Below are 25,317 nucleotides of genomic sequence, written 5' to 3'. Positions count from 1 at the left end.
GTATGCGCGGGGGTCGGTTCGGGGATAGGCTTCGACTACGCTCAGCCCGAACGGAGGGGATGAAGGGATCATGCAGGACCTGTCCGCCCCCCGCACGATCGTGATCGCCGGCGGCGGTAGCGCAGGGTGGATGACCGCGGCGGCGTGCGCGCACTTGTTGCCCGCGCATCTGTATCGCGTCGCGCTGATCGAGTCGGATGCGATCGGCACGGTCGGCGTCGGCGAGGCGACGATCCCGCAGATCCGCAACTTCAACCAGGCGCTGGGGCTGGACGAGGATGCGTTCCTGCGCGCGACGGGTGGCACGTTCAAGCTGGGGATCGAGTTCGTCGGCTGGGGCGCGCCGGGCGAACGCTACCTGCACGCCTTCGGCGACGTCGGTCGCGACAGCGCGCTGCACGCCTTCCACCACCTTTGGCTGCGCGCGCGGGCGGGCGGGGACGTACGGCCGCTCGGCGACTATGCGCTGAACGACCTCGCCGCGCGCGCCGCGCGGATGCAGCGCGGCGCGGCGCGGACGGCGCGAATATTGCCCGAGATGCCGTACGCCTTCCATTTCGATGCCGCCTTGTATGCACGGATGCTGCGGCGCTTCGTCGAGGCGCGCGGGGTGATGCGGCACGAGGGGCGGATCGTGCGGGTCGAGCGCGCGGGCGAGAGCGGCGACGTGACCGCGCTGCTGCTGGAGGGCGAGCGGCGGATCGCGGGCGACCTGTTCGTCGATGCGACCGGGTTCCGCAGCCTGCTGCTGGGCGAGACGCTGGGCGTGGGGTTCGAGGAATGGACGCGCTGGCTGCCGTGCGACCGTGCGCTGGCGGTGCCGTCGGCGCGGACCGGACCGCTGCTGCCCTATACCCGCGCGACCGCGCACGATGCGGGCTGGCAATGGCGCATTCCGTTGCAGCATCGCACCGGCAACGGCGTCGTCTATTCCAGCGCGCACTGGTCGGACGACGCGGCCGCGGATCACCTGCTGGCGAACCTCGACGGCGCGGCGGAGGCGGACCCGCGGCCGATCCGCTTCACCACCGGAAAGCGGGCGCGGATGTGGGCGCACAACGTCGTCGCCTTGGGGCTGGCGGCCGGGTTCATGGAGCCGCTGGAATCGACCAGCCTGCATCTGGTCCAGAGCACGATCGCGCGGCTGCTGAAGCTGCTGCCCGGCGCGGCGGCGGGGGATGCGGTGCGCGACGCGTTCAATGCGCAGGCGGACGAGGAGTGGACGCGCATCCGCGACTTCCTGATCCTGCATTATCACGCGAACGCGCGCGACGGCGATTTCTGGCGCGCGTGTCGCGACGCGGCGTTGCCCGATACGTTGGCGGCGAAGCTGGCCTTGTGGCGCGAGGAGGCGGGCGTCGTGCGCGCGGGCGAGGAATTGTTCACCGATGTCGCGTGGATACAGGTGCTGATCGGGCAGGGCGTGATCCCAAGGCGCTGGCACCCGCTGGCGGATGCGCCGTCGCAGGCGGAGATGGCGGAATATCTGGACCTGATCCACCAATTGTCGGCGCGGGAAGTGGCGCAGATGCCGGACCATGCGGCGTTCGTGGCGGCGCATTGCGCGGCGCGGGCGGGGGCGCGGTAGGCGTCATTGCGTCGCTTGGCGCGCAATGACGGACCTTCGTTCGTGCTGAGCGTCGTCGAAGCACATGCGCGGCGCGCGGCCTTCGACTGCGCTCAGGCCGAACGGGGACGGTTTGCGTTAGCGCCTAGCTCGACGCCCTGACGACCAGCCTTGCCGGCAGCATCGCATTCTCGCCCGTCTCCCCCGCGATGCGGCGGACCAGCGCGTCGACCAGCGCGGCGCCCGCGCGGCTATAGTCCTGCGACACGGTCGTCAGCGGGGGGCGCGTCGAGCTGGCCGCGGGAATGTCGTCGAAGCCGACGACCGACACGTCGCCGGGGATGCCCAGCCCCGCCTCCCCCAGCGCGCGCATCGCGCCCAGTGCGATGAGATCGGAGGCGGCGAAGATCGCGTCGAAGCCGGCGCCGCGCGCGATCAGCGCGCGGGTGGCGTCGTAGCCGCCCTGTTCGATCGACAGCGAATCGACGTGCAGCGCGGGATCGGCGTCGATCCCGGCTTCCGCCAGTGCCTCGCCCAGCCCGCGGTAGCGGTCGCGGAATTCGGGATAGTGGTTCGACGCGTCGCCGACGAAGGCGATCCGGCGGCGGCCGCGTTCGATCAGGTGGCGACCGACGTCGCGCCCGCCCGCGAGGTTGTCGCAGCCGATGACATGGCCCAGGCCATGCGGCTCCACCGATCCCCAGCGGACGAAATGCGTGTCCTGCCGCACCAGATCGGTCAGCCGCGAACGATAGGTCTCCCAATCGCCGTAGCCGAGCAGGATCAGCCCGTCGGCCTTGCGCGCATCCTCGTAATCCTTGTGCCAGTCGGCGGACAATTGCTGGAACGAGGTCAGCAGGTCGTAGCCCTTCTGCGCGCACCGCATCAGGATCGAGCCGAGCATCGACAGGAAGAAGGGGTTGATGAACGATCCGTCGGGCAGCGGATCCTCGAAGAACAGCAATGCCAGCGTCTTCGCCTGCCCGCCACGCAGCGAGGACGCGTTGCGATCGACCTTGTAGTTCAGTTGCCGCGCGATCGCCTCGATGCGCAGGCGCGTCGCCTCGCTGACCGTGCGGTCGCCGCGCAGCGCCCGGCTGACGGTCGGCTGCGAGACGCCCGCCAGCGCGGCGATGTCGAAGGAGGTGGGCTTGTCGATCGCCGCCATGGCGACCGGCGTATACCCGTTGCGCGCGCGGGGGAAGCGATGGCGTGAATACGTATGCTGCGCGCTTGGCACGCCCGCGCTGCGCGCGCATCACGGCGGCGACCGGCGGACACGGCCGGAATGGGAGGGCCTGCGTGAAAAGCTGGATCGCCGCGATGATGCTGGCCGCCGTGACGCCGGCCGCCGCGCAGGATTATCGCGCGCGCACCCCCGACAGCGAGGTGATCTACTTCGCGCTGCCCGACCGGTTCGACAATGCCGATCCCGCGAACGACCGCGGGGGGCTGCGCGGCGGCCCGATGGCGACCGGGTTCGATCCGGCGCACAAGGGCTTCTATCACGGCGGCGACCTCAAGGGCCTGATCCGTCGGCTGGACTATATCCAGGCGCTGGGCGCGACCGCGATCTGGGTCGGGCCGATCTTCCGCAACAAGCCGGTGCAGGGCGCGAAGGGGCAGGAGAGCGCGGGGTATCACGGCTACTGGATCACCGACTTCGAGCATGTCGATCCGCATTACGGGACCGATGCGGACTTCCGGGCGCTGGTGGATGCGGCGCATGCGAAGGGCATGAAGGTCTATATGGACATCATCGCCAACCATACCGCGGACGTCATCCGTTATCGAGAGTGCGACGATTGCACGTACCGGTCGCGCGCGGACTATCCGTACCGGCGGCGCGGGGGCGTGACGGGCAAGGCGATCAATGACGGGTTCGCGGGCGATCAGGTGATGACCGCGGACAATTTCGCGCGGCTGACCGATCCGACCTACGCGTACACGCCGTATCTGCCCAAGGGGGAGGCGAAGGCGAAGTCGCCGGCGTGGCTGAACGACGTGACGCTGTACCACAATCGCGGCAACACCACGTTCGCGAACGAGAATTCGACGATGGGCGATTTCGTCGGGCTGGACGACCTGATGACCGAGAATCCGCGCGTCGTGGCGGGGATGATCGACATCTACGGCGGCTGGATCGACCGGTTCGGGGTCGACGGCTTCCGCGTCGACACCGCCCGGCATGTCAATCCGGAATTCTGGCAGGCATTCGTGCCCGCGATGCGCGCGCGGGCGGCGGCGAAGGGGATCCCGAACTTCCACATCTTCGGCGAGGTGGGGTTGACGACGCTGGAGCCGGGGCCGCTCGCGGTGCACACGCGGGTCGACGGCTTTCCGGCGGTGCTGGACTTCTCGTTCCGTCAGGCGGTGATCGAGGCCGTGGCGGGCACGCGCGGAACCGATGCGTTCGAGACGCTGCTGCGCGGCGACGCGTTATATGCGGGCGGGGAGGACGCGGCGCGCGGCCTGCCGACGTTCACGGGCAACCACGACAACGGCCGCTTCGCCTATTACGTGCGCAAGGCGTTTCCGCAGGCGGGCGACGACGAGGTGATGCGCCGCGTGATGCTGTCGAACGCGATGCTGCTGACGCTGCGCGGCGTGCCGACGATCTATTCGGGCGATGAGCAGGGGTTCGCGGGCGACGGCATCGATCAGGATGCGCGCGAGGACATGTTCCCCAGCCGTGTCGCCAGCTACAACGACAACCGCCTGCTCGGCAGCACATCGACCACGGCCGTCGCAAACTTCGACACCGCTCACCCGCTGTTCAGGCAGATCGCCGGACTGGCGAAGGTGCGGCGCGCGACGCCGGCGTTGATGCACGGCCGGTCGGTGCTGCGTGCGCGGGAGGACACGCCGGGGTTGCTGGCGGTGTCGCGCATCCTGGACGGGCGCGAGGTGCTGGTGGCATTCAACACCTCGACGCAGCCGCTCGACCGGCTGGTGGAGATCGGTGGCGCGGGGACCGTGGCGACGCTGGCCGGGACCGGCTGTGCGACCGGGACGGCGGCGCCGGGCAGCCTGCGGGTGCAATTGCCCGCGCTGGGCTATGCCGTGTGTGCGATTGGGACGGACGAATGAACGGAACGGACGTGTCGTGGTGGAAGGGCGCTGCGATCTACCAGATCTATCCGCGCAGCTTCGCGGATTCGAACGGCGACGGGATTGGCGACCTGCCGGGGATCACCGCGCACCTCGATTATGTCGCGGCGCTGGGCGTCGATGCGATCTGGATCAGCCCGTTCTTCACCTCGCCGATGGCCGACTTCGGGTATGACGTGGCGGATTATCGCGACGTCGATCCGATCTTCGGCACGCTCGCCGATTTCGACGCATTGGCGGCGAAGGCGCATGCGCTGGGGCTGAAGGTGCTGGTCGACCAGGTTTGGGCGCACACGTCGGACCGGCATCCGTGGTTCGAGGAGAGCCGCCGCGACCGCACCAATCTGCGCGCGGACTGGTACGTCTGGGCGAATCCGAAACCGGACGGCAGCCCGCCCAACAATTGGCAGTCGGTGTTCGGCGGCCCCGCGTGGACGTGGGACGGGCGGCGCGGGCAATATTACCTGCACAATTTCCTGAAGGAGCAGCCGCAGGTCAACGGGCATCACCCGGCGGTGCAGCAGGCGTTCCTGGACATCGCGCGCTTCTGGCTGGAACGCGGCGTCGACGGGTTCCGGCTCGACGCACTGAATTTCATGATGTTCGATCCCGCCTTCACCGACAATCCGCCCGCGCCCGCGGACGGGAAGGTGCGGACGCGGCCGTTCGATTTCCAGCTGCACAAGTACAACCAGTCCGACCTCGCCATCCCCGCCTTCATCGAGCGCGTCCGCGCATTGTTCGACGAATATGACGCGCGCTTCACCGTGGCCGAGGTCGGCGGGGCGGAGAGCGACCGCGAGATGAAGCTGTACACCGCGGGGAACACGCGGTTGAACAGCGCCTATGGCTTCGACTTCCTGTACGCCGATGCGCTGACGCCCGCGGTGGTGCGCGACGCGGTGGAGAAATGGCCCGATGCGCCCGGCATCGGCTGGCCCAGCTGGGCGTTCGAGAACCACGATGCGCCGCGTGCGGTATCGCGCTGGACCACGCCCAATCATGCGGCGGCGTTCGCGCGGATGAAGATGCTGCTGCTGGGGTGCCTGCGGGGATCGCCCATCCTTTATTACGGCGAGGAACTGGGGCTGACGCAGGTCGACGTGCCGTTCGAGGCGTTGCAGGATCCCGAGGCGATCGCGAACTGGCCGTTGACGCTGAGCCGCGATGGCGCGCGGACGCCGATGCCGTGGAAGAGCGGCGCGCCCGCGGTGGGATTCTCGACCGCGACGCCGTGGCTGCCCGTGGGGGCGGATCACGATGCGCTGGCGGTCGACCGGCAGGAGGCCGATCCGGCGTCGATGCTCCACTGGACGCGTGCCGTGCTGGCGTTGCGGCGTGAGCACCGCGCGTTACGGCAGGGCGACCTGACCGTCGTCACCGCCGACGACGCGGTGCTGGCGTTCGAGCGGCGCCTGCATAACGAGGTGCTGACCTGCGCCTTCAACCTGTCCGACGCGCCGGTGGCATGGGATGCCGCCGACGTATTGATCCAGACCGGCCATGCCGACGGGCGGCTCGCGCCGTTCGGCGCCCTGGTCGCGCGAAAGGAATCGTGATGAAGATAGTTGCCGCCCTGCTCGCCACCAGCCTGCTGGTCTCCGCGGCCCATGCGCAGACCGCGACGGTCGCGCAGGCGCCCGCGGAGGCGCGGATCGTCGCGCGCGGGACATCGCCGGACAAATCGATCGCGGTTGCGGTGTCGATCGATCCCGACGGGCGCGCGTCCTATTCGGTCACGCGTCGGGGCAAGCAGATCCTGGGCGAGAGCCGGCTGGGCTTCCTGTTCACCGACGCGCCGAAGATGGATCGCGGCATGAAGCTGCTCGGCACCACGGCCGACAGCAGCGACACCAGCTGGACGCAGCCGTTCGGCGAGTGGAAGACGATCCGCGACAGGCATAACGACCTGACCGTGAAGCTGGTCGAGGCGAACCGGCTGAAGCGGCGGCTGGAGGTGACGTTCCGCATCTTCGACGACGGCGTCGGCTTCCGCTACACCTTCCCCCGCCAAGACAACCTGGGCACCGTCAACATCGCGGAGGAGCTGACCAGCTTCGCCTTCGCGCAACCCGCGCAGGCGTGGTGGAAGCCGGCGTACGAGTGGAACCGCGAGGAATATCTGTACGCCAACACCCCGCTGTCGGGGGTAGGCACCGCGCAGACCGTCATGACGCTGAAGCTGGCGGACGGCACGCATGTCGCGCTGCACGAGGCGGCGCTGGTCGATTACTCGGCGATGAATTTGGCGCAGGTCGACGGCCATACGTTGAAGGCGGTGCTGACCCCCGGCGCGGGCGCGCCGAAGGTGACGCGCGATGCGCCCTTTTCGACGCCGTGGCGGACGATCGCGATCGCGGACGATGCCCCCGGCCTGTACATGAACCACATCACGCTGAACCTGAACGAGCCGAACAAGCTGGGCGACGTCAGCTGGCTGAAGCCCGCCAAGTTCGTCGGCGTGTGGTGGAACATGATAAAGGGCGAATGGTCGTGGGCGCGCGGGCCGAAGCATGGCGCGACGACCGCGAACGTGAAGCGCTACATCGACTTCGCGTCGGCGCAGGGCATCCCCGGCGTGCTGGTCGAGGGATGGAACGTCGGCTGGGACGGCGACTGGTTCGGTGACGGCACCGCGATGCAGTTCGACCGGCCGACCGAGGATTTCGACGCCGCCGAGCTGCAACGCTACGCGAAGGCGAAGGGCGTCTACCTGATCGGGCATAACGAGACCGGCGGATCGGTCAGCCATTACGATGCGCAGCTCGACCGCGCGTTCAAATATGCGCAGGACCACGGCATTCCGGCGGTCAAGACCGGCTACGTCACCGACGCGGGCGAGATCGAGCGCGTCGATGCGGACGGGACGAAGAAGCGCGAGTGGCACGAGGGGCAGTGGATGGTGAACCACCATTTGCGCGTCGTGCAGACCGCGGCGAAATATCGCGTCGGCATCGACAGCCACGAACCGGTGAAGGACACCGGCCTGCGCCGCACCTATCCCAACTGGCTGAGCCGCGAGGGTGGCCGTGGCATGGAGTACAATAGCTGGCCGGGGAAGAACCCGCCCGAGCATGAAGCGAACATGTTCTTCACCCAGTGGCTGGGCGGTCCGATGGACTTCACGCCCGGCGTGCTGAGCCTGACCGGATCGGAGGGGTCGGCGATCCTGTCGACCGAGGCGAAGCAGCTGGCGCTGTACGTCGTGATCTATTCCCCGGTGCAGATGGCGGCGGATACGCCGGAAAACTACGCCAAGCACATGAACGCGTTCCAGTTCATCAAGGACGTGCCGGTCGACTGGCAGGATACGCGCGTGCTGAACGGGGCGGTCGGCGATTACGTGACCGTGGCGCGCAAGGATCGCGCGTCGGACGACTGGTATCTGGGCAGCATCACCGACGAACAGGCGCGGACGATGACGGTGCCGCTGTCGTTCCTGGACAAGGGACGCCGCTACGTCGCGCAGATCTATCGCGACGGGCCGAACGCGGATTACCGGACCGAGCAGCGGCACTCGATCGCGATCGAGACGCGCAATGTCACGTCCGCGGACACGCTCACGCTGGCGCTCGCGCCCGGCGGCGGGCAGGCGGTGCGGTTCGTGGCGCAGGGCGGATCGGCGCGCAAGGCGCGCCGCAGGTGACCGACGCGCCGCCGCTCCGCATCGTCGTGCTGGGCGGCGGCACCGCGGGGTGGACGGCGGCGTGCCTGATCGCGAAGGCGTGGCCGCGCGCTCGCGTGACGGTGGTCGAAAGTCCCGCGGTCGGGATCGTCGGCGTCGGCGAGGGATCGACGCCGCAGATGCGCGACCTGTTCCGCGGGCTGGGGATCGCGGAAGGCGACTGGATGCCCGCGGCGGATGCGACGTACAAGGCGGGGATCCGCTTCGACGGCTGGGGCGGGGAGGGAAGCTACTTCCATCCCTTCCCCAGCGCGATCGACCGGCATACGCAGGCGCAATTCCACCACAATACGCTGGCGCGGCGGCGCGGCGCGGACGTGGACGCGCATCCCGACCGCTTCTTCCTGACCGCACGGATCGCGGCCGACGCCCGCGCGCCGGTGACGCCCGCGACCTTCCCGTTCGACATCGGCTACGGCTATCATTTCGACGCGCACAAGGTAGGTCAGGTGCTGCGCGACCATGCGGTCGGGCTGGGCGTCGTCCATCTGTCGCGACATGTCGCGTCGATCGCGCTGGCGGACGACGGGGATGTCGCGGCGCTGGTGCTGGACGATGGGGAGCGGGTCGCGGGCGACCTGTTCATGGATGCGAGCGGGTTTCGGTCGCTGATCGCGCAGCAGGCGCTGGGTGTGCGATTCCGGCCGTTTGCGGAGAATCTGTTCTGCGATTCGGCGGTGACGATCCCGACGCCTCGCCCTCACCCTTCCGCGGCTTCGCCGCTCCCTCCCTCTCCCACCGGGAGAGGGAAGTTGGAGGTACACACCACCGCCACCGCATTGTCGAACGGATGGGCGTGGCGCATCCCGCTGACGTCGCGGACGGGGAACGGCTACGTCTATTCTTCCGCCCACATTTCGCCCGATGCGGCAGAAACCGAGCTGCGCCGACACCTGAATGTTGTCGACGACGTGCCGGCGCGGCATCTGTCGATGAAGGTCGGGCGGGTCGAGACGACATGGACCCGCAACTGCGTCGCGATCGGGCTGGCGCAGGGATTCATCGAGCCGCTGGAGGCGACCGCGCTTCACCTGACGCAGGTGGCGGTGGAGGGGTTCGTCGAAAGCTACGCCGCGGGCGGCTTCACGCCCGCGCATCGCGACGCCTTCAACGCCCGGATCGCGCGGCGGTACGAAGGCGTGCGCGACTATATCGTCGCGCATTACCGGCTGAACCGGCGCGGCGACACGGACTTCTGGCGCGACAACGCCGCCAACGAGCGGCTGTCCGACGATCTGAAGGCGATCATGACCGCGTGGTTCACCGGTGGGGACGTGGCGGTGTTGCTGGGGCAGCGCGATCTGGCGCGTTATTATTCGCCGATGTCGTGGGAAGTGCTGTTCGCGGGCTATGGCACGTTCCCGGACCCGGGCCGGCTGCGCGCGACGGCGGATGCGGTGGACCTGCCGGGGATCGACCGGTTGCTGGACGGGTGCGTGCTGAACCTTCCGGATCATGCGGACGCCTTGTCCGCCCTCCGTTCGCCCTGAGCGACGTCGAAGGGCGCGCGCCCGCTGTCGGGAATAGGCTTCGACTTCGCTCAGCCCGAACGGGGGGTGGGGATCGGACAAGGGGAGGGGAGCAACAATGACCACCGCAACGGAACGCCGCCCGAAACTCGGCTTCGCCGGGCTGTGGAACCTGTCGTTCGGATTCTTCGGCATCCAGATCGGCTTCGCGTTGCAGAACGCGAACATGAGCCGGATCTTCCAGTCGCTGGGGACCAGCCTGGACGACCTGCCCGCCCTGTGGGTCGCGGCGCCGTTGACGGGGCTGCTGGTGCAGCCGGTGATCGGGCACCTGTCGGACCGGACGTGGCTGGGGCGGCTGGGGCGGCGGCGACCGTATTTCCTGGCGGGCGCGATCCTGGCCGCGATCGCGCTGATCGCGATGCCGGAGGCGCCGGGCCTGCTCGCCGCAGCGCTGCTGCTGTGGATGCTCGATGCCGCGCTGAACGTATCGATGGAGCCGTTCCGCGCCTTCGTCGGCGACATGCTGGACAAGGACCAGCATGCCGCGGGCTACGGCGTGCAGACCGCGTTCATCGGCGCGGGCGCGGTCGTCGGATCGATCTTCCCCTGGGCGCTGGAACATCTGGGGGTCAGCAACGTCGCGCCCGCGGGCGGCATTCCGGACTCGGTGCGCTACGCCTTCTGGTTCGGCGGGATCGCGCTGTTCGCCAGCGTGCTGTGGACCGTCATGACGACGCAGGAATATTCGCCGGACCAGATGGCGCGCTTCCACGGCGCGGACGACGAGGAGGACGGCCATACGGTGCGCGTCCTGGCCGCGCGGGGCTTCGGCGGGGCGCTCGCGTGGATCGCGGCGGGCGGCGTGGTGACGCTGGCGGTGGCGGCGGCGGGGCTGGAAAAGGAGGTCTACCTGCTGGGCGCGCTGCTGGCGGGCTACGGTATCGCGGGCATGGTGGCGATCGCGATGGCGCGGACGGGGCGTCCGGCCAGCCTGCTGGGCCATATCGTCGGCGATTTCGCGGGCATGCCGCCGATCATGAAGCGGCTGGCGGTGGTGCAGTTCTTCAGCTGGTCCGCGCTGTTCATCATGTGGATCAACACCACGCCGATCGTGACGCGCGACTTCTTCGCCGCGCCCGATCCCGCCAGCGCGGCGTATCAGCAGGGCGCCAATTGGGTCGACGTCCTGTTCGCGACCTACAACGGCGTCGCGGCGGTGTCCGCACTGGTGCTGCTGCCGTTCCTGGCGCGGCGGATCGGCAAGGTGCGGACGCATGTCGCAGGGCTGCTGTGCGGCGCGGCGGGCTATGCCAGCTTCTTCGTCGTGCGCGATCCGATGTGGCTGCTGGCGAGCGAGGTGGGGATCGGCATCGCGTGGTCGACGATCCTGGCCATGCCCTACGCCATCCTGGCCTCCACGCTGCCGCCGCGAAAGCTGGGCGTCTACATGGGCCTGTTCAACGTGTTCGTGGTCGTGCCGCAATTGCTGGTCGCGACCGTCATGGGATCGATCATGAAGCGCTTCTTCCCCGACGAGCCGATCTGGACGATGGCCTTCGCCGCGGCGACCCTGCTGCTCGCCGCGGCGGCGATGCTGCGGGTGCGCGAGGAGGCGTGACGCCCGCCCTGCCGACGCAAGGAACCCCGCCGGCTTTCGCCGACGGGGTCCGAACCTCCGCCCAATACTCCGGGCGAAGCGTGCGCCGCGCCGTCGCCCTTCTCGGGGGGGCGGCGACGGCGCGGGCGCACTAGCCTTACGACAGGAGCTTCAGCACGCCCTGCTGCGACTGGTTGGCCTGCGCCAGCATCGCGGTGGACGCCTGGCTGAGGATCTGCGCCTTCGCCAGCGCGGTCGATTCGGCGGAGAAGTCCGCGTCCTCGATGCGGCTGCGCGCTTCCGACAGGTTCGACGTGGTGGTGGTCAGGTTGTTGACCGTCACCTCCAGACGGTTCTGGATCGCGCCCAGGTCGCCGCGCTTCGCCGACACGCCGTCCAGCGCCTTGTCGATCACCGACAGCGCCCGGCTCGCGCCCGCCGCCGTGGAGATGTCGAGCGCCGCGCCCTCGGAACCGGTGCCGCCCTGGCTGTTGAAGCCGATCGTGGCCGCGCCCGCACCCTCGACGCGAACCGGCCCGCCGGTGGTCGTGGTGAGCGTGATGACGCCCGCAGTGCTCGTCGCGGTCACGCCGGTTTCGGCGGTCTTCAGGTTGATCGCGGCTGCGTAGGACGTGCCGTTGCCGGCAGCGGCCGTGCCACCCGTCGCCGCGCCGATCTCGACGCCGTTGATCTTCAGCGTACCCGCGGTCAGCGCGGTGTTGTCCGTGGCGGACACGGCAACGCCGGTGAAGCTGGCGCCGTCCGACCCGTTCAGGCCGAGCTGCGACAGGTCGGTCGCGGTCGTGCTGGCGATCTTCAGCGCCGATCCGTCGGCGTTGGTCAGCGCGACATAGCCCTTGATGTCGGTGTTCGTGCCGAACGCGCCGCCGGCGGTCGAGATGTTGCTGCCGTCGTCGTTGGACAGCGTGATCTTGCCGTCCGATTCCAGCTTCGCGGTGACGCCGTAGGTCGCCTTGTTGTTGTTGATCGTCTCGACCAGCGTGGCAGCGTCGGTGGCACCGGCGATCGCCTTGCCGTTGATCGTGCCGTTGGCGATGACGCCGGTGACGGCAGCGCTGGTCGACAGGCTGTTCGAGGCCGTGGCGACGACGCCCAGCGCCGGATTGTTGTTGACCGCGGTCGCGAAATCCTTCGCGGTGCTGATCGTCGTACCGGCCGAGAACACCTGCTTGCCGTTCAGCTGCAAGTTCGTCGAGATGGCGGTGGATCCACCGGCGCGACCGGACACGGCCTGCGCCCCGTCGAGGCCGAGCGACTGCGTCGACACGCGGTTGAGGTTGATCGCGACGGTGTCGCCGGAATTGCTGCCGGTCTGAAGCGTCAGGCCCTTCACCGAACCGTCGAGCAGGTTCAGCCCGTTGAAGTTGGTGGTGCGCGAGATATCGTTGATCTGGCTCAGCAGCTGGCTGGTTTCCGCCTGAAGCGCCTTGCGCTCCGACGTGCCCAGCGTGCCGTTGGCCGACTGCGTGGCCAGTTCCTTCATGCGCTGAAGCATGTTGGTGACTTCGCCCAGCGCGCCTTCGGCGGTCTGCGTCATCGAGATGCCGTCGCCGGCGTTGCGGATCGCGACGGCCATCGACTTGACCTGGCTGGTCATGCGGCTCGAAATCGCGAGGCCGGCGGCGTCGTCCTTGGCCGAGTTGATGCGCTTGCCGGTCGACAGGCGCTCCATGGCCTGGCTCAGCGACATCGACGCCGACGACGAGGCATTCGCCGAGCGCAGCGCCGAAATGTTGGTTCCGATAACCGTCATTTCAAAGGTCTCCAAAAGTAAGACGATCCCTGCTGCCCCCCCGAGCGAAGGGCCGAGCCGTCGACCAGCAAAACGGCCGGGTGCGGCGCGGCTTTAGCGAAGTTTTTTCGCACGGCCGTCGCTGCCGGGGTGCCTCGCGGGTGCCCACGTGCGCCCGCGTGGGGGCGGTCGCGCGCCCGGAAAAATGTTGCCGGTCGGACGGCAATTATACGGCGTGTTAACCATTGCTGCCGCATGCCCGTGTCCAGCAAACAGCGGGGATTACTCATGCGTTCGATCGTGCCGTCGTCAGTCGTGGAGCGGGAGCACCTGACGCTCGTGTCCTCGCTGCGCGCGCAGGGCTTCGCGGTGGAGCGTGCGGGCACCCGTCCGACGCCCGGCGCGGTGCACCTGGTGGCGGAAGGCGAGGCGATGACGGTGCCGTCGCGCAGCGTCGTGGTGGGCAGCGCGGGCCGCACGATCGTGCCGCACCGCGACGGCGCCCCGGCGCGAATCGCCTATGGCCATGGCGATGCGGCGGTCGGCAATGCCTTCGCCCGCGCGCTGGTCGGCGGGCCGGAACTGCCGACCGCGGCCGATCCCGAGACGCTGGCGCTGTTCGCGCTGGCGGAGCGCGTGGCGCAGGCGGACATCACCGTCCTCATCAACGGGCCCACCGGCACGGGCAAGGAAGTGCTGGCACGCACGATCCACCTGAACAGCCCGCGCAGGGACGGCCCGTTCATCGCGCTGAACTGCGCCGCGCTGCCCGAATCGATGCTGGAGGCGATGCTGTTCGGGCATCAGAAGGGTTCCTTCACCGGCGCGTCCGCGGCAGGCGAGGGGTTCTTCCGCGCGGCGCACGGCGGCACGATCCTGCTGGACGAGATCGCGGAGATGCCGGTCGGCCTCCAGGCAAAGCTGCTGCGCGTGTTGCAGGAGCGCGAGGTCGTGCCGATCGGCGCGACGCAGCCGGTGGCGGTCGACGTGCGCGTCATCGCCTGCGCCAACCGCGACCTCCAGGCCGAAGTGGCGGCGGGGCGGTTCCGCGCCGATCTGTACTACCGCCTGTCCGTCTTCCCGTTGACGACGAAGCCGCTGGCGGAGCGGGCGCAGGACATCCCGGCGCTGGCCGCGACGATGATCCTGCGCCACGCGGGCACGCGCGCCGTCGTGCCATGGCCGTCCGATGCCGCGATCGCAGAACTGGTCGCGCACGACTGGCCCGGCAACGTCCGCGAGCTGGAGAACGTGATCCAGCGCGCCTTGCTGTTCTGCGGCGGCGACACGATCGAGGCGAGCCATATCGTGTTCGATCGCCCCTCCGCCCCCCGGCTGATCGCGATCGAGGGCGAGACGCTGGGGCAGGTGGTGCAGCTTTCGGAATTCGCGGCGATCCGCGACACGCTGGCGGCCTGCGGCGGCAGCCGGATCGAAACCGCGAAGCGGCTGGGCATTTCGGAGCGCACGCTGCGCTACCGCCTCGCCCGTGCGCGTGAGTGCGGCGACGACCTCGTCCGGAGTGCCACGGCATGAGCATCGCAGGTGTGGGCGGCGTCGACCGCGTGATGGCGCTGCGGCAGCAGATCCTGGAGCGCAACGCCGCGCTGGGCCGGGCCAATGCGGTGGCGAGTACCCCGGCGCCGGTCGCATCGTCGCCCGGCGGCAGCTTCGCCGACACGATGCAGACCGCGCTGGAGAAGGTGAACGCCGGCCAGCAGAAGGCCAGCGCGTTATCCGAATCGTACGAGCGGGGCGAGACCGTCGACATCGCGAAGGTGATGCTGGCGCGGCAGGAAGCCTCCGTCGGTTTCGAGGCGACCTTGCAGGTCCGCAACAAGATCCTGTCCGCCTACAAGGACATCATGAGCATGCCGGTCTGACATGAGCAACGCTCTTGCCCCCACGAACCCCGTTCCCGCGCCGCTGGTGCCGGAGCGTTTCGCCAATCCGCTGCGCCAGGTGCAGTCCGTGTTCGCGCAGCCCGCGGTCCGGCGTGCCGGGCCGATGGCGTTGATGGTCGGCCTGATCGGCGCCGCGGCGCTGGCGTGGTCCGCGCTGTCCGCGCCGCCGCAGAAGACGCTGTTCTCGGGCCTGGCCGATGCCGACAAGGCGGCGGTGACGCAGGCGTTGAGCGCGGGCAACATCGACAGCCATATCGACGACGGCAGCGGTGCATTGACCGTGGCGGAGGAGGATTATTCGCGCGCGCGGTTGTTGCTGGCGGGGCAGGGCCTGCCCAAGGCGGCGCCGGGCGGTTACGCGATCCTCGACCAGCTTCCGATGGGCGTGTCGCGCGCGGTGGAAGGCGAGCGGCTGCGGCAGGCGCGGGAGACGGAAATCGCGCGGTCGATCCAGGAGATCGACGCGGTCGCGGAAGCGCGCGTCCACCTCGCCACGCCCGAGGCCAGCGTGTTCCTGCGCGACAATGCGCAGCCGTCCGCGTCGGTGGTGCTGAAGCTGCAATCGGGCCGCGCGCTGAGCGAGGCGCAGGTATCCTCGATCGTGAACCTCGTCGCCAGCAGCGTGCCGGGGATGAAGCCCGACGCGGTGACCGTCGTCGACCAGCTCGGCGGCCTGCTGAGCAAGGACGGCAACGGCGGCGACGGCTCCGAAGCGCGGATCCGGTTCCAGCGGCAGGTGGAGGACAAATATCGCCAGCAGCTGGTGCAATTGCTGACCCCGCTGGTCGGCGCGGGCAATTTCACCGCGGAGGTGCAGGCCGAGGTCAATCTGGACGAGACCAGCGCGACGCGCGAAAGCTACGATAAGGACGGTCGCCTGCGCGCCGAGACGGGCAACTGGACCGGCAACCAGGCGACGGCGCAGACGCCGGGGGGCATTCCCGGCGCGCTGAGCAACACGCCGCCGCCCGCCAGCCAGCTGTCCACGCCGCAGCCCGCGACGGGCAATCCCGGCGTGCCGACCCCCGGCGGCCCCGCGCCCGACGCGAACAAGCAGTCGGACCAGTTCAGCCGCGCCTACGACCTGGGCAAGGAAGTGTCGGTCACGCGCGCGGCGCCGGGCGGGGTCAAGCGCCTGTCGGTCGCGGTCCTGCTGCGCGATCCCGAGAAGGGGCGTCGCACCGCGATGGAGATCGGCCAGATCAACGAACTGGTGAAGAGCGCGGTCGGCTTCGACCAGGCGCGCAACGACAACGTCACCGTTATCAGCCGCAAGTTCGCGGAGGCGGGTACCGCCGCCGCCGACGGCCCGGCGTGGTACGACAATGCCTGGCTGCCGATCGTGGCGCGCAACCTGACCGCGATCGTCATCGCGCTGCTGGTGCTGATGCTGGGCGTCCGGCCGCTGGCCAAGGCGTTGATGAAGAAGCGCGACGACGCCCCCGCGGCGGGCGCGCTGCCGATGGGCGCCGCGGCCGAGACGGCGGCGGGACCGGCGGGCATTTCCGTCGCCAACCCCGTCGCGCTGGACCAGATCGCACAGGGCGCCAGTTTCGACGATCGCGTCGGCGCGGTGCGCGGCTTCACGCGCGACAATCCCGCGCGCGCCGCGCTGGCGGTCCGTGACATGATCTCCGCGGACGCCAAGTCGTGACCGCACCGGCGCCCGCGCGGCAGTTCACCGGTGTCGAACGCGCCGCGGTGCTGATGATGCTGGTCGGCGAGGAGGAGGCCGCGGCGATCCTGCAAAAGCTGGACCCCGAGGAAGTGCGCAAGCTGGGCACCGCGATGTTCGCGGTCGCGGACGTCAGCGAGGACGAGGTGGGCGGCGTACTCGACGATTTCGTCGGGAGGGCGCGCGAGCGGACGGGCATCACCTTCGATCCCCGGCCGCATGTGGAATCGGTCATGAACCGGGCGCTCGGGCCGGAGAAGGCCGAGAGCGTGCTGGCGCGCATCACCCCGACCGAGGCGGTGTGCGAGATCGACCTGCTCGACTGGCTGGAGGCGCCGGAGATCGCGCAGATGCTGGACAAGGAGCATCCGCAGATCGCCGCGGTCCTGATCGCGAACCTGGATCCCGCGATCGGCAGCCAGGTGCTGGAACTGCTGCCCGACGCGGCGCAGCCCGACATCCTGCATCGTATCGCGAAGCTGGGGCCGATCACGCCGGAGGCGGTGGAGACGCTGCGCCAGATGATCCAGCGTCGCAGCGCATCGGCGCAGCCGAGCGCGGCGGGGCTGCAATTGGGCGGTACGCGCGAGGCGGCGAAGCTGTTGCAGGGAGCGCGCAAGGCGGTCGAGCTGCGCGTGATGCCCAAGCTGTTCAAGATGGACAAGGACGTGGCCAAGGCGATCGAGGAGGCGATGTTCGTGTTCGAGAACCTGCTGGAACTGGACGACAAGAACCTGTCGACCTTCATCCGCAACGTCGACGGCGACATCCTGACCCGCGCGCTGAAGGGCTGCGACGAGGCCGCGCGCAACCGTATCCTGGGAAGCATGTCGGCGCGCGCCGCCGACGGCATCCGCGACGACATGGAGGCCCGCGGGCCGATGAAGATGAGCGAAGTGCTGGATGCGCAGAAGGCGATGATCCAGATCGCGCGCAACCTGGCGAAGGACGGCACGATCCAGATGGGGGCGGGCGAGGACGATTATGTCTGATCCGGCGAAGGACATGGGCGACGGCTTCGTCGTCGGCTTCCCGTCGCGGCGCGACGCCGCCGCCGGGGCGGCGATGGAGACGCGTCGCGTGGCCCCGACGGGCGGCTTCACCCCCGCCGAACTGATCGCGCGGATCGAGGAGGCGTTCGGCGGCGGCGGACTTGGCAATGCGGGGGTGCAGCCGCGCCACTTCTCGCCCGCGAACCGCGACGCCAGCCCCACCGCGGGGTGGGACCCGATGGATGCGGGCCAGCCCGCGTCGGGATTCGTCGATCCGGTCGAGGCGGCGCGCACCGCGGGTTACGACGAGGGCTATGCGGCGGCGCTTGCCGCGCAGCAGGAAAGCGACGCGCGCGACGCGGGGCTGACGGCGGATGTCGGCGCGGCATTGTCGGGTGGTGGCGCGATCGATCGCGCGTTGCTGGCGGAGCAGCTGCGCCGCACCGTGCTGGCGCTGGTCACGCGGATCGTCGGCGATACGGGGGTGTCGGGCGAATTGCTCGCGGGCCGGATAAAGGCGGCGACCGACTGCCTGGCCGATGCGAACGAATCCGCGATGCTGCGCGTCCATCCCGACGACGTGGCGCTGCTCGACGGTCGGCTGCCGTCCGCGGTGTTCGCGGTCGGCGACGTCGCGGTCGCGCGGGGCAGTTTCGTGATGGAAAGCGCCTCCACCGTCGTGGAGGACGGTCCCGCGATGTGGCTCGACCAGCTCGAATCCGCGATCGACCGGGCGGCGCTTCCCGCATGTTGAACACGTTCGCGGGCGACTATCTCGACACGCTGGGATCGATCGACTTCGTCGCGCGGCCGAAGGTTTCGGGGCGGCTCGCCTCGTACGACGGCCTGCTGATGGAGGCGGTCGGCCTGACCCTGCCGGTCGGTACCGTGTGCCGCGTCGGCGCGGACGGCGACGGCCAGCTGGAGGCGGAGGTCATCGGCTTCCGCAACGGCCGCACGCTGATGATGAACCTGGGCGGGCCCGCCGCGCTGCTGCCGCAGGCGCCGGTGCGCCCCGTGGGCCCCCCGGGCGAGGCGGAGGTCGGGGCGGCGATGCTGGGCCGCGTGGTCGACGGCGCGGGGCTGCCCATCGACGGGCTGGGCCCGATCCGGGGCGCCGGGCGGTGGCCGCTTGCCGGAAGGATGCAGTCGCCGCTGGACCGCGGGCGCGTGCTGGCGCCGATGGACGTCGGCGTGCGCGCGATCAACGGCCTGCTGACCGTGGGGCAGGGGCAGCGCGTCGGCATCATGGCGGGATCGGGCGTCGGCAAGTCGGTGCTGCTGGGGATGATGGTGAAGGCCGCGGCGGCGGACGTGATCGTCATCGGCCTGATCGGCGAGCGCAGTCGCGAAGTGTCCGACTTCCTGGAAACCAAGGTGGCGGGCGAGGCGCGGGCGCGGTCGGTGGTCGTGGCCGTGCCCGCCAACCACTCCCCGGTGCTGCGCATCCGCGGGGCGCTGCGCGCGACCGCGATCGCGGAAGCGTTTCGGGCGGAGGGGAAGAAGGTCCTGCTGATCCTCGATTCCCTGACCCGCGTGGCACATGCGGGGCGGGAGATCGGGCTGGCGCTGGGCGAGCCCGCGTCGGCGCGCGGCTATCCGCCGTCGGCGATCGCGATGCTGCCCAACTTGATCGAGCGCGCGGGCACCGACGTGCATACGGGCGGATCGATCACCGCCATCTACACCGTGCTGGCGGACGGCGACGACGGCAACGACCCGGTGGTCGATTCGGCGCGATCGATCCTGGACGGGCATATCGTGCTGAGCCGCGCGCTGGCGGAGCAGGCGGTCTATCCCGCGATCGACATCAGCAAGTCGGTCAGCCGCGTGATGAACGACATCGTCGGATCGGCGCACCAGCAGGCGGCGCGCGCATTGCGCCGCCATCTGGCGACGTACGAGGAGAATCGCGATCTCGTCCTCATGGGCGCCTATCGCAGCGGCAGCGACGCGGGCATCGACGCGGCCATCGCCTATCATCCCGCGATCCTGGAATTCATCCGGCAGGACACGCACCACAGCGTCGGGCTGGACGATGCGGCGAACGAACTGATCGGCGTGTTCGGTGACTGACGCCAAGAGGCTGGCGCGCATCCATCGCGTCCGCACGCTCCAGCTGGGGCTGGCGCAGGCGGACGAGGCGCGCGCGCGCGAGGGGCTGGCGAGCGAAACCGCGCTGGCGGAGCGGATCGGGCGGCTCGCCGCCGCGGTCGCGCCGTCGTCGGACATGGCGGCGGCGACGGCGTTCGCCGCGGCGGCGCATTATCGCGATCGCCTGCATCGTTCGGCGGAGGCCGCGGTCAATCGCGTGCGGGTCGCGCAGGATGCCGCCGACCGGACGGTCGCGGCGCGCCAGTCCGCGCATCGCGACCAGAGCGCGGTCGAGAAGCTGATGGCGCGCGCCACCGCGGCGGGGATCGCGACGGAAATCCGCGCGATGCAGGACGCGCCGACGTTCCGGAAAGTTCGGCACGATCCTTGCTGAACCTTCGTCGGTATCCAACCGGCGAGGCGAAAAAAGACCCGTGACATCGATTGCCGCCTGGTCGCTTTCCAGCGCATTGACCCTGCCCGGTCCACCGACCGCGACGATCGCGGACGGCGGCGTGGCGGGTCCGACGTCCTTTCCGACCCTGTTCGCCACCACGCCGGTCGATCCGCGGCAGGCGATTGCCGTCCCCGGCAAGCCGTTGCCGCAGGTCGTTCCGGCTGGCGAAGCGGCGCTGGCGTGGCTGGCGGCGACCATGCCGGCGCCGATCGCCGGTGCGGCGGTCGCGACCCCGGGGGCCGGCTTGACGCAGGCGGCGGCCGCACTGCCGCCATTGTCGCCGCTGCCGGAACCCGTCGCGGCATCGCCCATCGCGCAATTGCCCGAAGCGCCCGCCGACGACCGGGTGGCGTCGCTTCCGTCCGATCCCGTCGTGCCGCCCGCCGTGCCCGACGCCACATCGCCGGTGGCCATTCCCCCGACCGGTGACGATGGTCCGACGGCGGTGCGGCGTGCGGCGCGCGACGAATTGCGCGCCGCGATGCAGGCGGCGTCCCTGCCCGCGGCGACAAAGCAGACGAGCGCCCCCGCCGCCGGGGACGCGCGACCGCCGGCGCGCGCCCGCTCCGCCGAGCCCGTCGATACGCCCGCAGCGCCAGCGCCCATGGCCGCGGTCGCGATCCCGCCGGTCGTCGTTCTTCCCTCGCCCGTCGATACGGCGACGGCGGTCCCGGTCATCGCGACGACGACGGGTCCGAGCGCGTCCGAGCCCGAGCCCGTGATCGCCCGCGCACCCGCCGCACCCGGCGATTCCGGCCATGTCGCCAGGCGCGCGGCACCCGCGGCATCCTTTCCCGCCGCGCCCGCGGCCGCGTCGCTGCCGGCCGCTGCGTCACCCACCCCTTCGGTCGTGCCTGTATCGGCGCCGGCACCGTCCGGCACGATGCGGGCGGAGGCGCCCGCCGCCGGGGCCGTCCCCATCGTGGCACTCGCAGCGACGGTGTCTCCCATACCTGCCGCCGTCGACGCCTCGCCACTCGTGACACCGCCGGTCGATATCCGCGGCCCGGCGGCAGCGCAGGCCGTCGACGCGCCCGCGCCCCGCCGCGGCGGCAGGGGAAGCCCGCCGGCAGACGCGACACGGTCGGCCGTCGTTCCCCCTCCCGCCATCCCGGCACCGACGGTCCCCGGCGCTTCCGGCCCCGCGGTGCCCGTGCCGCTCGGCCCCGTCGCGCCGATGACCGCTCCGCCGTCGTCGCCCGCGCCCGAAAGCAAGACGGCGACGACGTCCAAGCCCGAGCCGTCGAGCGCCGCGGCGATGCCGGGCGCCGTGGCGGCGGACGTGCCGCCACGGGGGGCCGCCCCCGCGCCGCGCATCGATACTGCCGCGCGCACGTTCGCCGACGCCATCCACCGCGCGGTGACGACCGAGGCACCTGCCTTGCCGGGACCGGCCGCGGCCGCCGTCGTGCCGGTCGTGACCGATCCGTCGTCCGCGCAGCAGGCCCAGACCGCGCCGCTCGACCTGCGCCAGGCGCAATGGCCCGCGCGGATGATCGAGCGGATCGAGGCGTTTCGTGACGCCGCCGATGCGAACTGGGGCGCGGCCGAGTGGGTGGCGGGCAAGGACATGTCGATCCGTCTCGTCCCCGACGCGCTGGGCGCGATCGACGTCTCGCTGACGCGCGACGGCGACGGCGTGCAGGTGCAATTGACCGCCGAACAGCCGCAGACGCGGCAGTTGCTGGCCGATGCCGCACCGAAGCTGGCCGAACTGGCCGAGGCGCGCGGCGTCCGCCTGCATCAGGGCACCGCCGATGCCGGCGGCGGGAACGCCGCGGGCAACGGCGCCGCCGGCAGCCGGCAACAGCAGCCACAGCAGCAACCGTCCGCGCCGCCGTCGGCGCGGCGCGGTGCCACCCGATCCACCGACACCGGCGACGAGCGCGTCGCCTGACCCATGCCCTGGAGGACTGACCGATGAGCGACACCCCCGACGCCGCCCCTGCGAAGAAGAAGGGCAAGATGAAGAAGATCCTGGTCGCCGTCATCGGCGTCGGCGTGCTCGTCGGCGGCGGTGTCGGCGCCGGCCTGTACGCGGCCGGTTCCGGCATGATCGGCGGCGGCGCGCATGCCGGTCCGGCGGAGGACCCGAACAAGCCCAAGCTGGTGCCCAAGGCGGAACAGAAGCACGCCGGCGAGGGCGGCGAAGGCGAGGGTGGCGGCGACCATGGCGGCGGCGAAGGCGAGGAGGCCGCGGAAGGCGAGGCAAAGGGCGCGCCGACCCCCGCGGGATCGGGCGGGGAGAAATATGCGTCCAACTATTACGCGATGGAACGCGACTTCACGTCCAACCTCCAGGATTCCGCGCATATCGTCCAGGTCGGGGTCGCGGTGTCGACGCCGTACGACGACAAGGTCATCACGAACCTGAAGACCAACGACATCGCGGTGCGATCCGCGATCCTGATGGCGCTGGGCGACACGACCGAGGACCAGGTGTTCTCGTCCGAGGGCAAGAAGCAGCTCCAGAAACGGCTCGTCGCATCGATCAACCAGGTTCTGAAGGAAAAGGAGGGATTCGGCGGGATCGGTAACGTCTACTTTACCAATTTCGTCGTTCAGTGACCGGGCATGGTTAACACGCCCGAAACCACCGAATCAGCCCAGGAGGCTGGCGCCGCGTCGCCGGACCGGCGCGATCGCGCGCGTGCGGCGGCGGTGGGCGCGGCGGTGCTGGGCGCGCCCAAGCTGCATCCGTTCGGCGACCTGCACGCGTTGCAGCACCTGTCCGCACGGGCGGCGCGGGGCGTACGCGCGGCGTTCGAGGGATTGTTGCGCACCGAGTGCCGCGCCTGGGCGGAGCCGCTGGAGGTCGTCCGCGTGGGCGATTACCGCGCCGGCCGCGCGGAACAGCTTACCGCCTGGATCCCGCTGGGCATGGACGGGCGCGCGGTGCTGTGCGTCGTCGACGGTCCGCTGCTGCTGACGCTGCTCGACCTGTTCTTCGGCGGCACGGGCGATGCGCCCGCGACGATGCCGCGTGAATTCTCACCCGCGGCGGAGGCGTTGGCCGACCGTTTCGGGGCGGGCATCGCCCAGGCGCTGGAAACCGCGTGGGAGCCGCTGGCCCGCATGTCGTTCACGGTCGGCCGCTGCGAATCCAATGCCGCGCACGTCGCGGGCGTGGAGGTCGAGGACGTGGTGATCGTCACCCGTTTCGGCGTCGTGCGCGGCGATGCGAAACCGGTGTTCGTCGATATCCTGTATCCCGTCGCCGCGCTGAAGCCGCATGCGGTGGAACTGACCGGCCCCGTCGTCGCCAGGCCCGCAGAGCCCGATCAGGCATGGCGTACCGGGTTGACGCGCGCGGCGATGGCCGTGCGCTTGCCGGTACGTTCGGTCCTGGCGGAGCCGATGGTCAGCCTTCACCGCCTGATGGGGCTGAAGGCGGGCGACATCATCCCGATCGATTTCGCCGACGACGTACCCGTCATGGTCGGCACGTCCCTGCTGGGCACCGGCACGGTCGGTACCTCCAACGGCAAGGCCGCGATCCGCCTTTCCCATCTCGAAGGACTTCTTCCATGAACGACATGACCGGCGGCTTTCCCGTCGACGCGGCCGTGGCGGCGAACCTGCGCCTGTTGCAGGACGTCGACGTCAGGCTGACCGTCGAGATCGGGTCGACGACGCTGTCGCTGCGCGAATTGCTGGCGCTGGGCGAGGCGAGCGTGATCGAGCTGGACCGCAACGCGGGCGAGCTGCTGGACGTGTTCGTCAACGGCACGCTGATCGGGCGTGGCGAGGTCGTGACCGTGGGCGAGCGCTTCGGCGTGAAGATGACCGAGTTGATCGCCCCCGAGAAGCGCGGCTGACCCCCCGGAGTCCGATGGCATGATGTGGTCCTATATCCTGAAGCTCATCGTCCTGCTGCCGCTGGTCTGCGGCCTGATGATCGGGTGCCTGTACCTGTGGCGGCGGCTGGAAAGCCGGATGCCGGGGCGCCAGCAGGCGCGCATGATCGCGGTGAAGGAAACGATGATGATCTCGCCGGGCCTGCGGCTGGCGGTGGTCGATTTCGAGGGGAGCCGGTTGCTGGTGTCCGTCGGGCGCGGCGGCGTGCAGCTGGTGGACAAGAGCAAAGCGGTGGACGTGCTGTGATGAACGTGACGCGTACCGGTCGGGGTTCGCCGCTGATCCGGCAGAGCCGTGCCTCCGTGACGGCGGACGCCCAGTCCGGGTCTGCGCCGTCGCGGGGACGCAAGTGGCTGTTCGCGGCGCTGGCGATCGTGATCGGCTTCATCGTCGCGATGCCGGCGTTCGCGCAGGCCGCACCGGCGGCGCCCGCGGTCGGCGATGCGGTCGATCGCGCGCTGGGGCAGCTGTCGAACGGTTCGGCCGGCGGCACGAGCGGCGGCGGGTCGCTGTCGCTGTCGTTGCAGGTCCTCATCATCATGGGCCTGCTGACGATCCTGCCGGGCATCCTGTTGATGATGACCAGCTTCACGCGGATCATCATCGTCCTGTCGATCCTGCGCCAGGCGCTGGGCCTGCAACAGACGCCGCCGAACCAGGTGCTGGTGGGGCTCAGCCTGTTCCTCAGCTTCTTCATCATGGCGCCCGTCGTGACGCAGATCAACACGACCGCGATCCAGCCCTATGCCGCCGGGCAGCTGAACGGCACGCAGCTGATCCAGACCGCGGGCGCGCCGCTGCACGCGTTCATGGTGAAGCAGACGCGCGTGAAGGACCTGACGATGTTCGCGCAGATGGCGAAGTCCGGCCCGTATCGCAGCACTAACGACGTGCCCTTCTCGGTCCTGCTGCCCGCCTTCGTCACCAGCGAGCTGAAGACCGCGTTCCAGATCGGGTTCCTCGTATTCCTACCCTTCATCGTTATCGATCTGGTCGTCGCGACCGTCCTGATGGCGCTGGGCATGATGATGATGTCGCCGACGATCATCTCGCTGCCGTTCAAGCTGCTGCTGTTCGTGCTGGTCGACGGGTGGGCGCTGACGATGGGCAGCCTCGCCAACAGTTTCGCGACCTGATCCCCGGACCGGAAAG

The 25,317-nt window shown here is 69.9% G+C and carries 21 protein-coding genes; 19 read left to right on the top strand and 2 right to left on the bottom strand.

Annotation, left to right across the window (positions count from 1 at the left end; genetic code table 11):
* Positions 1 to 70 precede the first annotated feature (70 nt).
* On the top strand, positions 71 to 1,588 hold the full coding sequence (locus ASG29_RS00895; RefSeq protein ID WP_055978836.1) for a tryptophan halogenase family protein: 1,518 nt from the start codon (positions 71 to 73) through the stop codon (positions 1,586 to 1,588).
* A gap of 124 nt (positions 1,589 to 1,712) precedes the next feature.
* Here the strand turns inward: ASG29_RS00895 and ASG29_RS00890 are convergent, their stop codons facing one another.
* Entirely contained in the window at positions 1,713 to 2,735 is a 1,023-nt protein-coding gene (locus ASG29_RS00890; RefSeq protein ID WP_055978833.1) for a LacI family DNA-binding transcriptional regulator, read from the bottom strand.
* A 155-nt stretch (positions 2,736 to 2,890) separates the two neighbouring features.
* Between ASG29_RS00890 and ASG29_RS00885 the strand changes: the two genes are divergently transcribed.
* The 5 genes from ASG29_RS00885 to ASG29_RS00865 all read left to right on the top strand — a co-directional run bounded on the left by ASG29_RS00885 (position 2,891) and on the right by ASG29_RS00865 (position 11,453).
* Positions 2,891 to 4,657: an alpha-amylase family glycosyl hydrolase gene (locus tag ASG29_RS00885; protein WP_055980641.1), complete on the top strand. Its 1,767-nt coding sequence runs from the start codon at positions 2,891 to 2,893 to the stop codon at positions 4,655 to 4,657.
* Complete coding sequence (locus ASG29_RS00880) at positions 4,654 to 6,237, top strand: alpha-amylase family glycosyl hydrolase (protein WP_055978830.1); 1,584 nt, start codon at positions 4,654 to 4,656, stop codon at positions 6,235 to 6,237. Before ASG29_RS00885 ends, ASG29_RS00880 begins: the two co-directional genes overlap by 4 nt.
* On the top strand, positions 6,237 to 8,324 hold the full coding sequence (locus tag ASG29_RS00875) for a glycoside hydrolase family 97 protein (RefSeq protein WP_082515539.1): 2,088 nt from the start codon (positions 6,237 to 6,239) through the stop codon (positions 8,322 to 8,324). The genes ASG29_RS00880 and ASG29_RS00875 overlap by 1 nt, the downstream gene beginning before the upstream one ends.
* Positions 8,321 to 9,853, top strand: a complete 1,533-nt coding sequence (locus tag ASG29_RS00870) for a tryptophan halogenase family protein (protein ID WP_055978827.1) — start codon at positions 8,321 to 8,323, stop codon at positions 9,851 to 9,853. Before ASG29_RS00875 ends, ASG29_RS00870 begins: the two co-directional genes overlap by 4 nt.
* A gap of 97 nt (positions 9,854 to 9,950) precedes the next feature.
* Positions 9,951 to 11,453: an MFS transporter gene (locus ASG29_RS00865; protein WP_055978825.1), complete on the top strand. Its 1,503-nt coding sequence runs from the start codon at positions 9,951 to 9,953 to the stop codon at positions 11,451 to 11,453.
* A gap of 136 nt (positions 11,454 to 11,589) precedes the next feature.
* On the opposite strand, the gene ASG29_RS17800 is transcribed toward ASG29_RS00865, so the two are convergent.
* Positions 11,590 to 13,206, bottom strand: coding sequence for a flagellin (locus tag ASG29_RS17800; protein ID WP_055978822.1), 1,617 nt, complete (start codon positions 13,204 to 13,206; stop codon positions 11,590 to 11,592).
* 267 nt (positions 13,207 to 13,473) lie between these two features.
* Between ASG29_RS17800 and ASG29_RS00855 the strand changes: the two genes are divergently transcribed.
* Genes ASG29_RS00855 through fliP form a run of 13 tightly spaced genes read left to right on the top strand, consistent with a single transcriptional unit; the run spans position 13,474 to position 25,301 of the window.
* On the top strand, positions 13,474 to 14,721 hold the full coding sequence (locus ASG29_RS00855; protein WP_055978819.1) for a sigma-54 interaction domain-containing protein: 1,248 nt from the start codon (positions 13,474 to 13,476) through the stop codon (positions 14,719 to 14,721).
* Complete coding sequence (fliE, locus tag ASG29_RS00850; protein WP_055978816.1) at positions 14,718 to 15,068, top strand: flagellar hook-basal body complex protein FliE; 351 nt, start codon at positions 14,718 to 14,720, stop codon at positions 15,066 to 15,068. Before ASG29_RS00855 ends, fliE begins: the two co-directional genes overlap by 4 nt.
* Before the next feature lies 1 nt (position 15,069).
* Positions 15,070 to 16,743 (top strand): flagellar basal-body MS-ring/collar protein FliF, encoded by a 1,674-nt coding sequence (fliF, locus tag ASG29_RS00845; protein WP_055978813.1) that lies wholly within the window; start codon positions 15,070 to 15,072, stop codon positions 16,741 to 16,743.
* A complete protein-coding gene (fliG, locus tag ASG29_RS00840; protein WP_082515538.1) occupies positions 16,740 to 17,756 on the top strand; it encodes a flagellar motor switch protein FliG in 1,017 nt (338 codons plus the stop codon). Before fliF ends, fliG begins: the two co-directional genes overlap by 4 nt.
* Positions 17,749 to 18,510, top strand: coding sequence for a flagellar biosynthesis protein FliH (locus tag ASG29_RS00835; protein WP_055978810.1), 762 nt, complete (start codon positions 17,749 to 17,751; stop codon positions 18,508 to 18,510). The genes fliG and ASG29_RS00835 overlap by 8 nt, the downstream gene beginning before the upstream one ends.
* Positions 18,504 to 19,832, top strand: a complete 1,329-nt coding sequence (locus tag ASG29_RS00830; RefSeq protein ID WP_055978807.1) for a FliI/YscN family ATPase — start codon at positions 18,504 to 18,506, stop codon at positions 19,830 to 19,832. Before ASG29_RS00835 ends, ASG29_RS00830 begins: the two co-directional genes overlap by 7 nt.
* On the top strand, positions 19,825 to 20,244 hold the full coding sequence (locus tag ASG29_RS00825) for a hypothetical protein (RefSeq protein WP_055978803.1): 420 nt from the start codon (positions 19,825 to 19,827) through the stop codon (positions 20,242 to 20,244). The genes ASG29_RS00830 and ASG29_RS00825 overlap by 8 nt, the downstream gene beginning before the upstream one ends.
* 40 nt (positions 20,245 to 20,284) lie before the next feature.
* Positions 20,285 to 22,204, top strand: coding sequence for a flagellar hook-length control protein FliK (locus tag ASG29_RS00820; RefSeq protein ID WP_156457822.1), 1,920 nt, complete (start codon positions 20,285 to 20,287; stop codon positions 22,202 to 22,204).
* A 23-nt stretch (positions 22,205 to 22,227) separates the two neighbouring features.
* The gene (gene fliL, locus ASG29_RS00815) at positions 22,228 to 22,875 is read left to right on the top strand and encodes a flagellar basal body-associated protein FliL (RefSeq protein WP_055978797.1); all 648 of its coding nucleotides are present in this window, start codon (positions 22,228 to 22,230) and stop codon (positions 22,873 to 22,875) included.
* Between the two features lie 6 nt (positions 22,876 to 22,881).
* The gene (locus tag ASG29_RS00810; RefSeq protein ID WP_055978794.1) at positions 22,882 to 23,838 is read left to right on the top strand and encodes a FliM/FliN family flagellar motor switch protein; all 957 of its coding nucleotides are present in this window, start codon (positions 22,882 to 22,884) and stop codon (positions 23,836 to 23,838) included.
* Positions 23,835 to 24,125 (top strand): flagellar motor switch protein FliN, encoded by a 291-nt coding sequence (gene fliN, locus ASG29_RS00805; RefSeq protein WP_055978791.1) that lies wholly within the window; start codon positions 23,835 to 23,837, stop codon positions 24,123 to 24,125. The genes ASG29_RS00810 and fliN overlap by 4 nt, the downstream gene beginning before the upstream one ends.
* Before the next feature lie 19 nt (positions 24,126 to 24,144).
* On the top strand, positions 24,145 to 24,411 hold the full coding sequence (locus ASG29_RS00800; RefSeq protein ID WP_055978788.1) for a flagellar biosynthetic protein FliO: 267 nt from the start codon (positions 24,145 to 24,147) through the stop codon (positions 24,409 to 24,411).
* Positions 24,411 to 25,301: a flagellar type III secretion system pore protein FliP gene (gene fliP, locus ASG29_RS00795; RefSeq protein WP_055978785.1), complete on the top strand. Its 891-nt coding sequence runs from the start codon at positions 24,411 to 24,413 to the stop codon at positions 25,299 to 25,301. The genes ASG29_RS00800 and fliP overlap by 1 nt, the downstream gene beginning before the upstream one ends.
* Positions 25,302 to 25,317: the final 16 nt, after the last annotated feature.

Origin of the sequence: Sphingomonas sp. Leaf412 (genome assembly GCF_001425405.1) — a bacterium.
Taxonomy (GTDB): Bacteria; Pseudomonadota; Alphaproteobacteria; order Sphingomonadales; family Sphingomonadaceae; genus Sphingomonas.
Note: the sequence above shows the minus strand (reverse complement) of the source record. Positions and strands in the feature narration are given on the sequence as shown.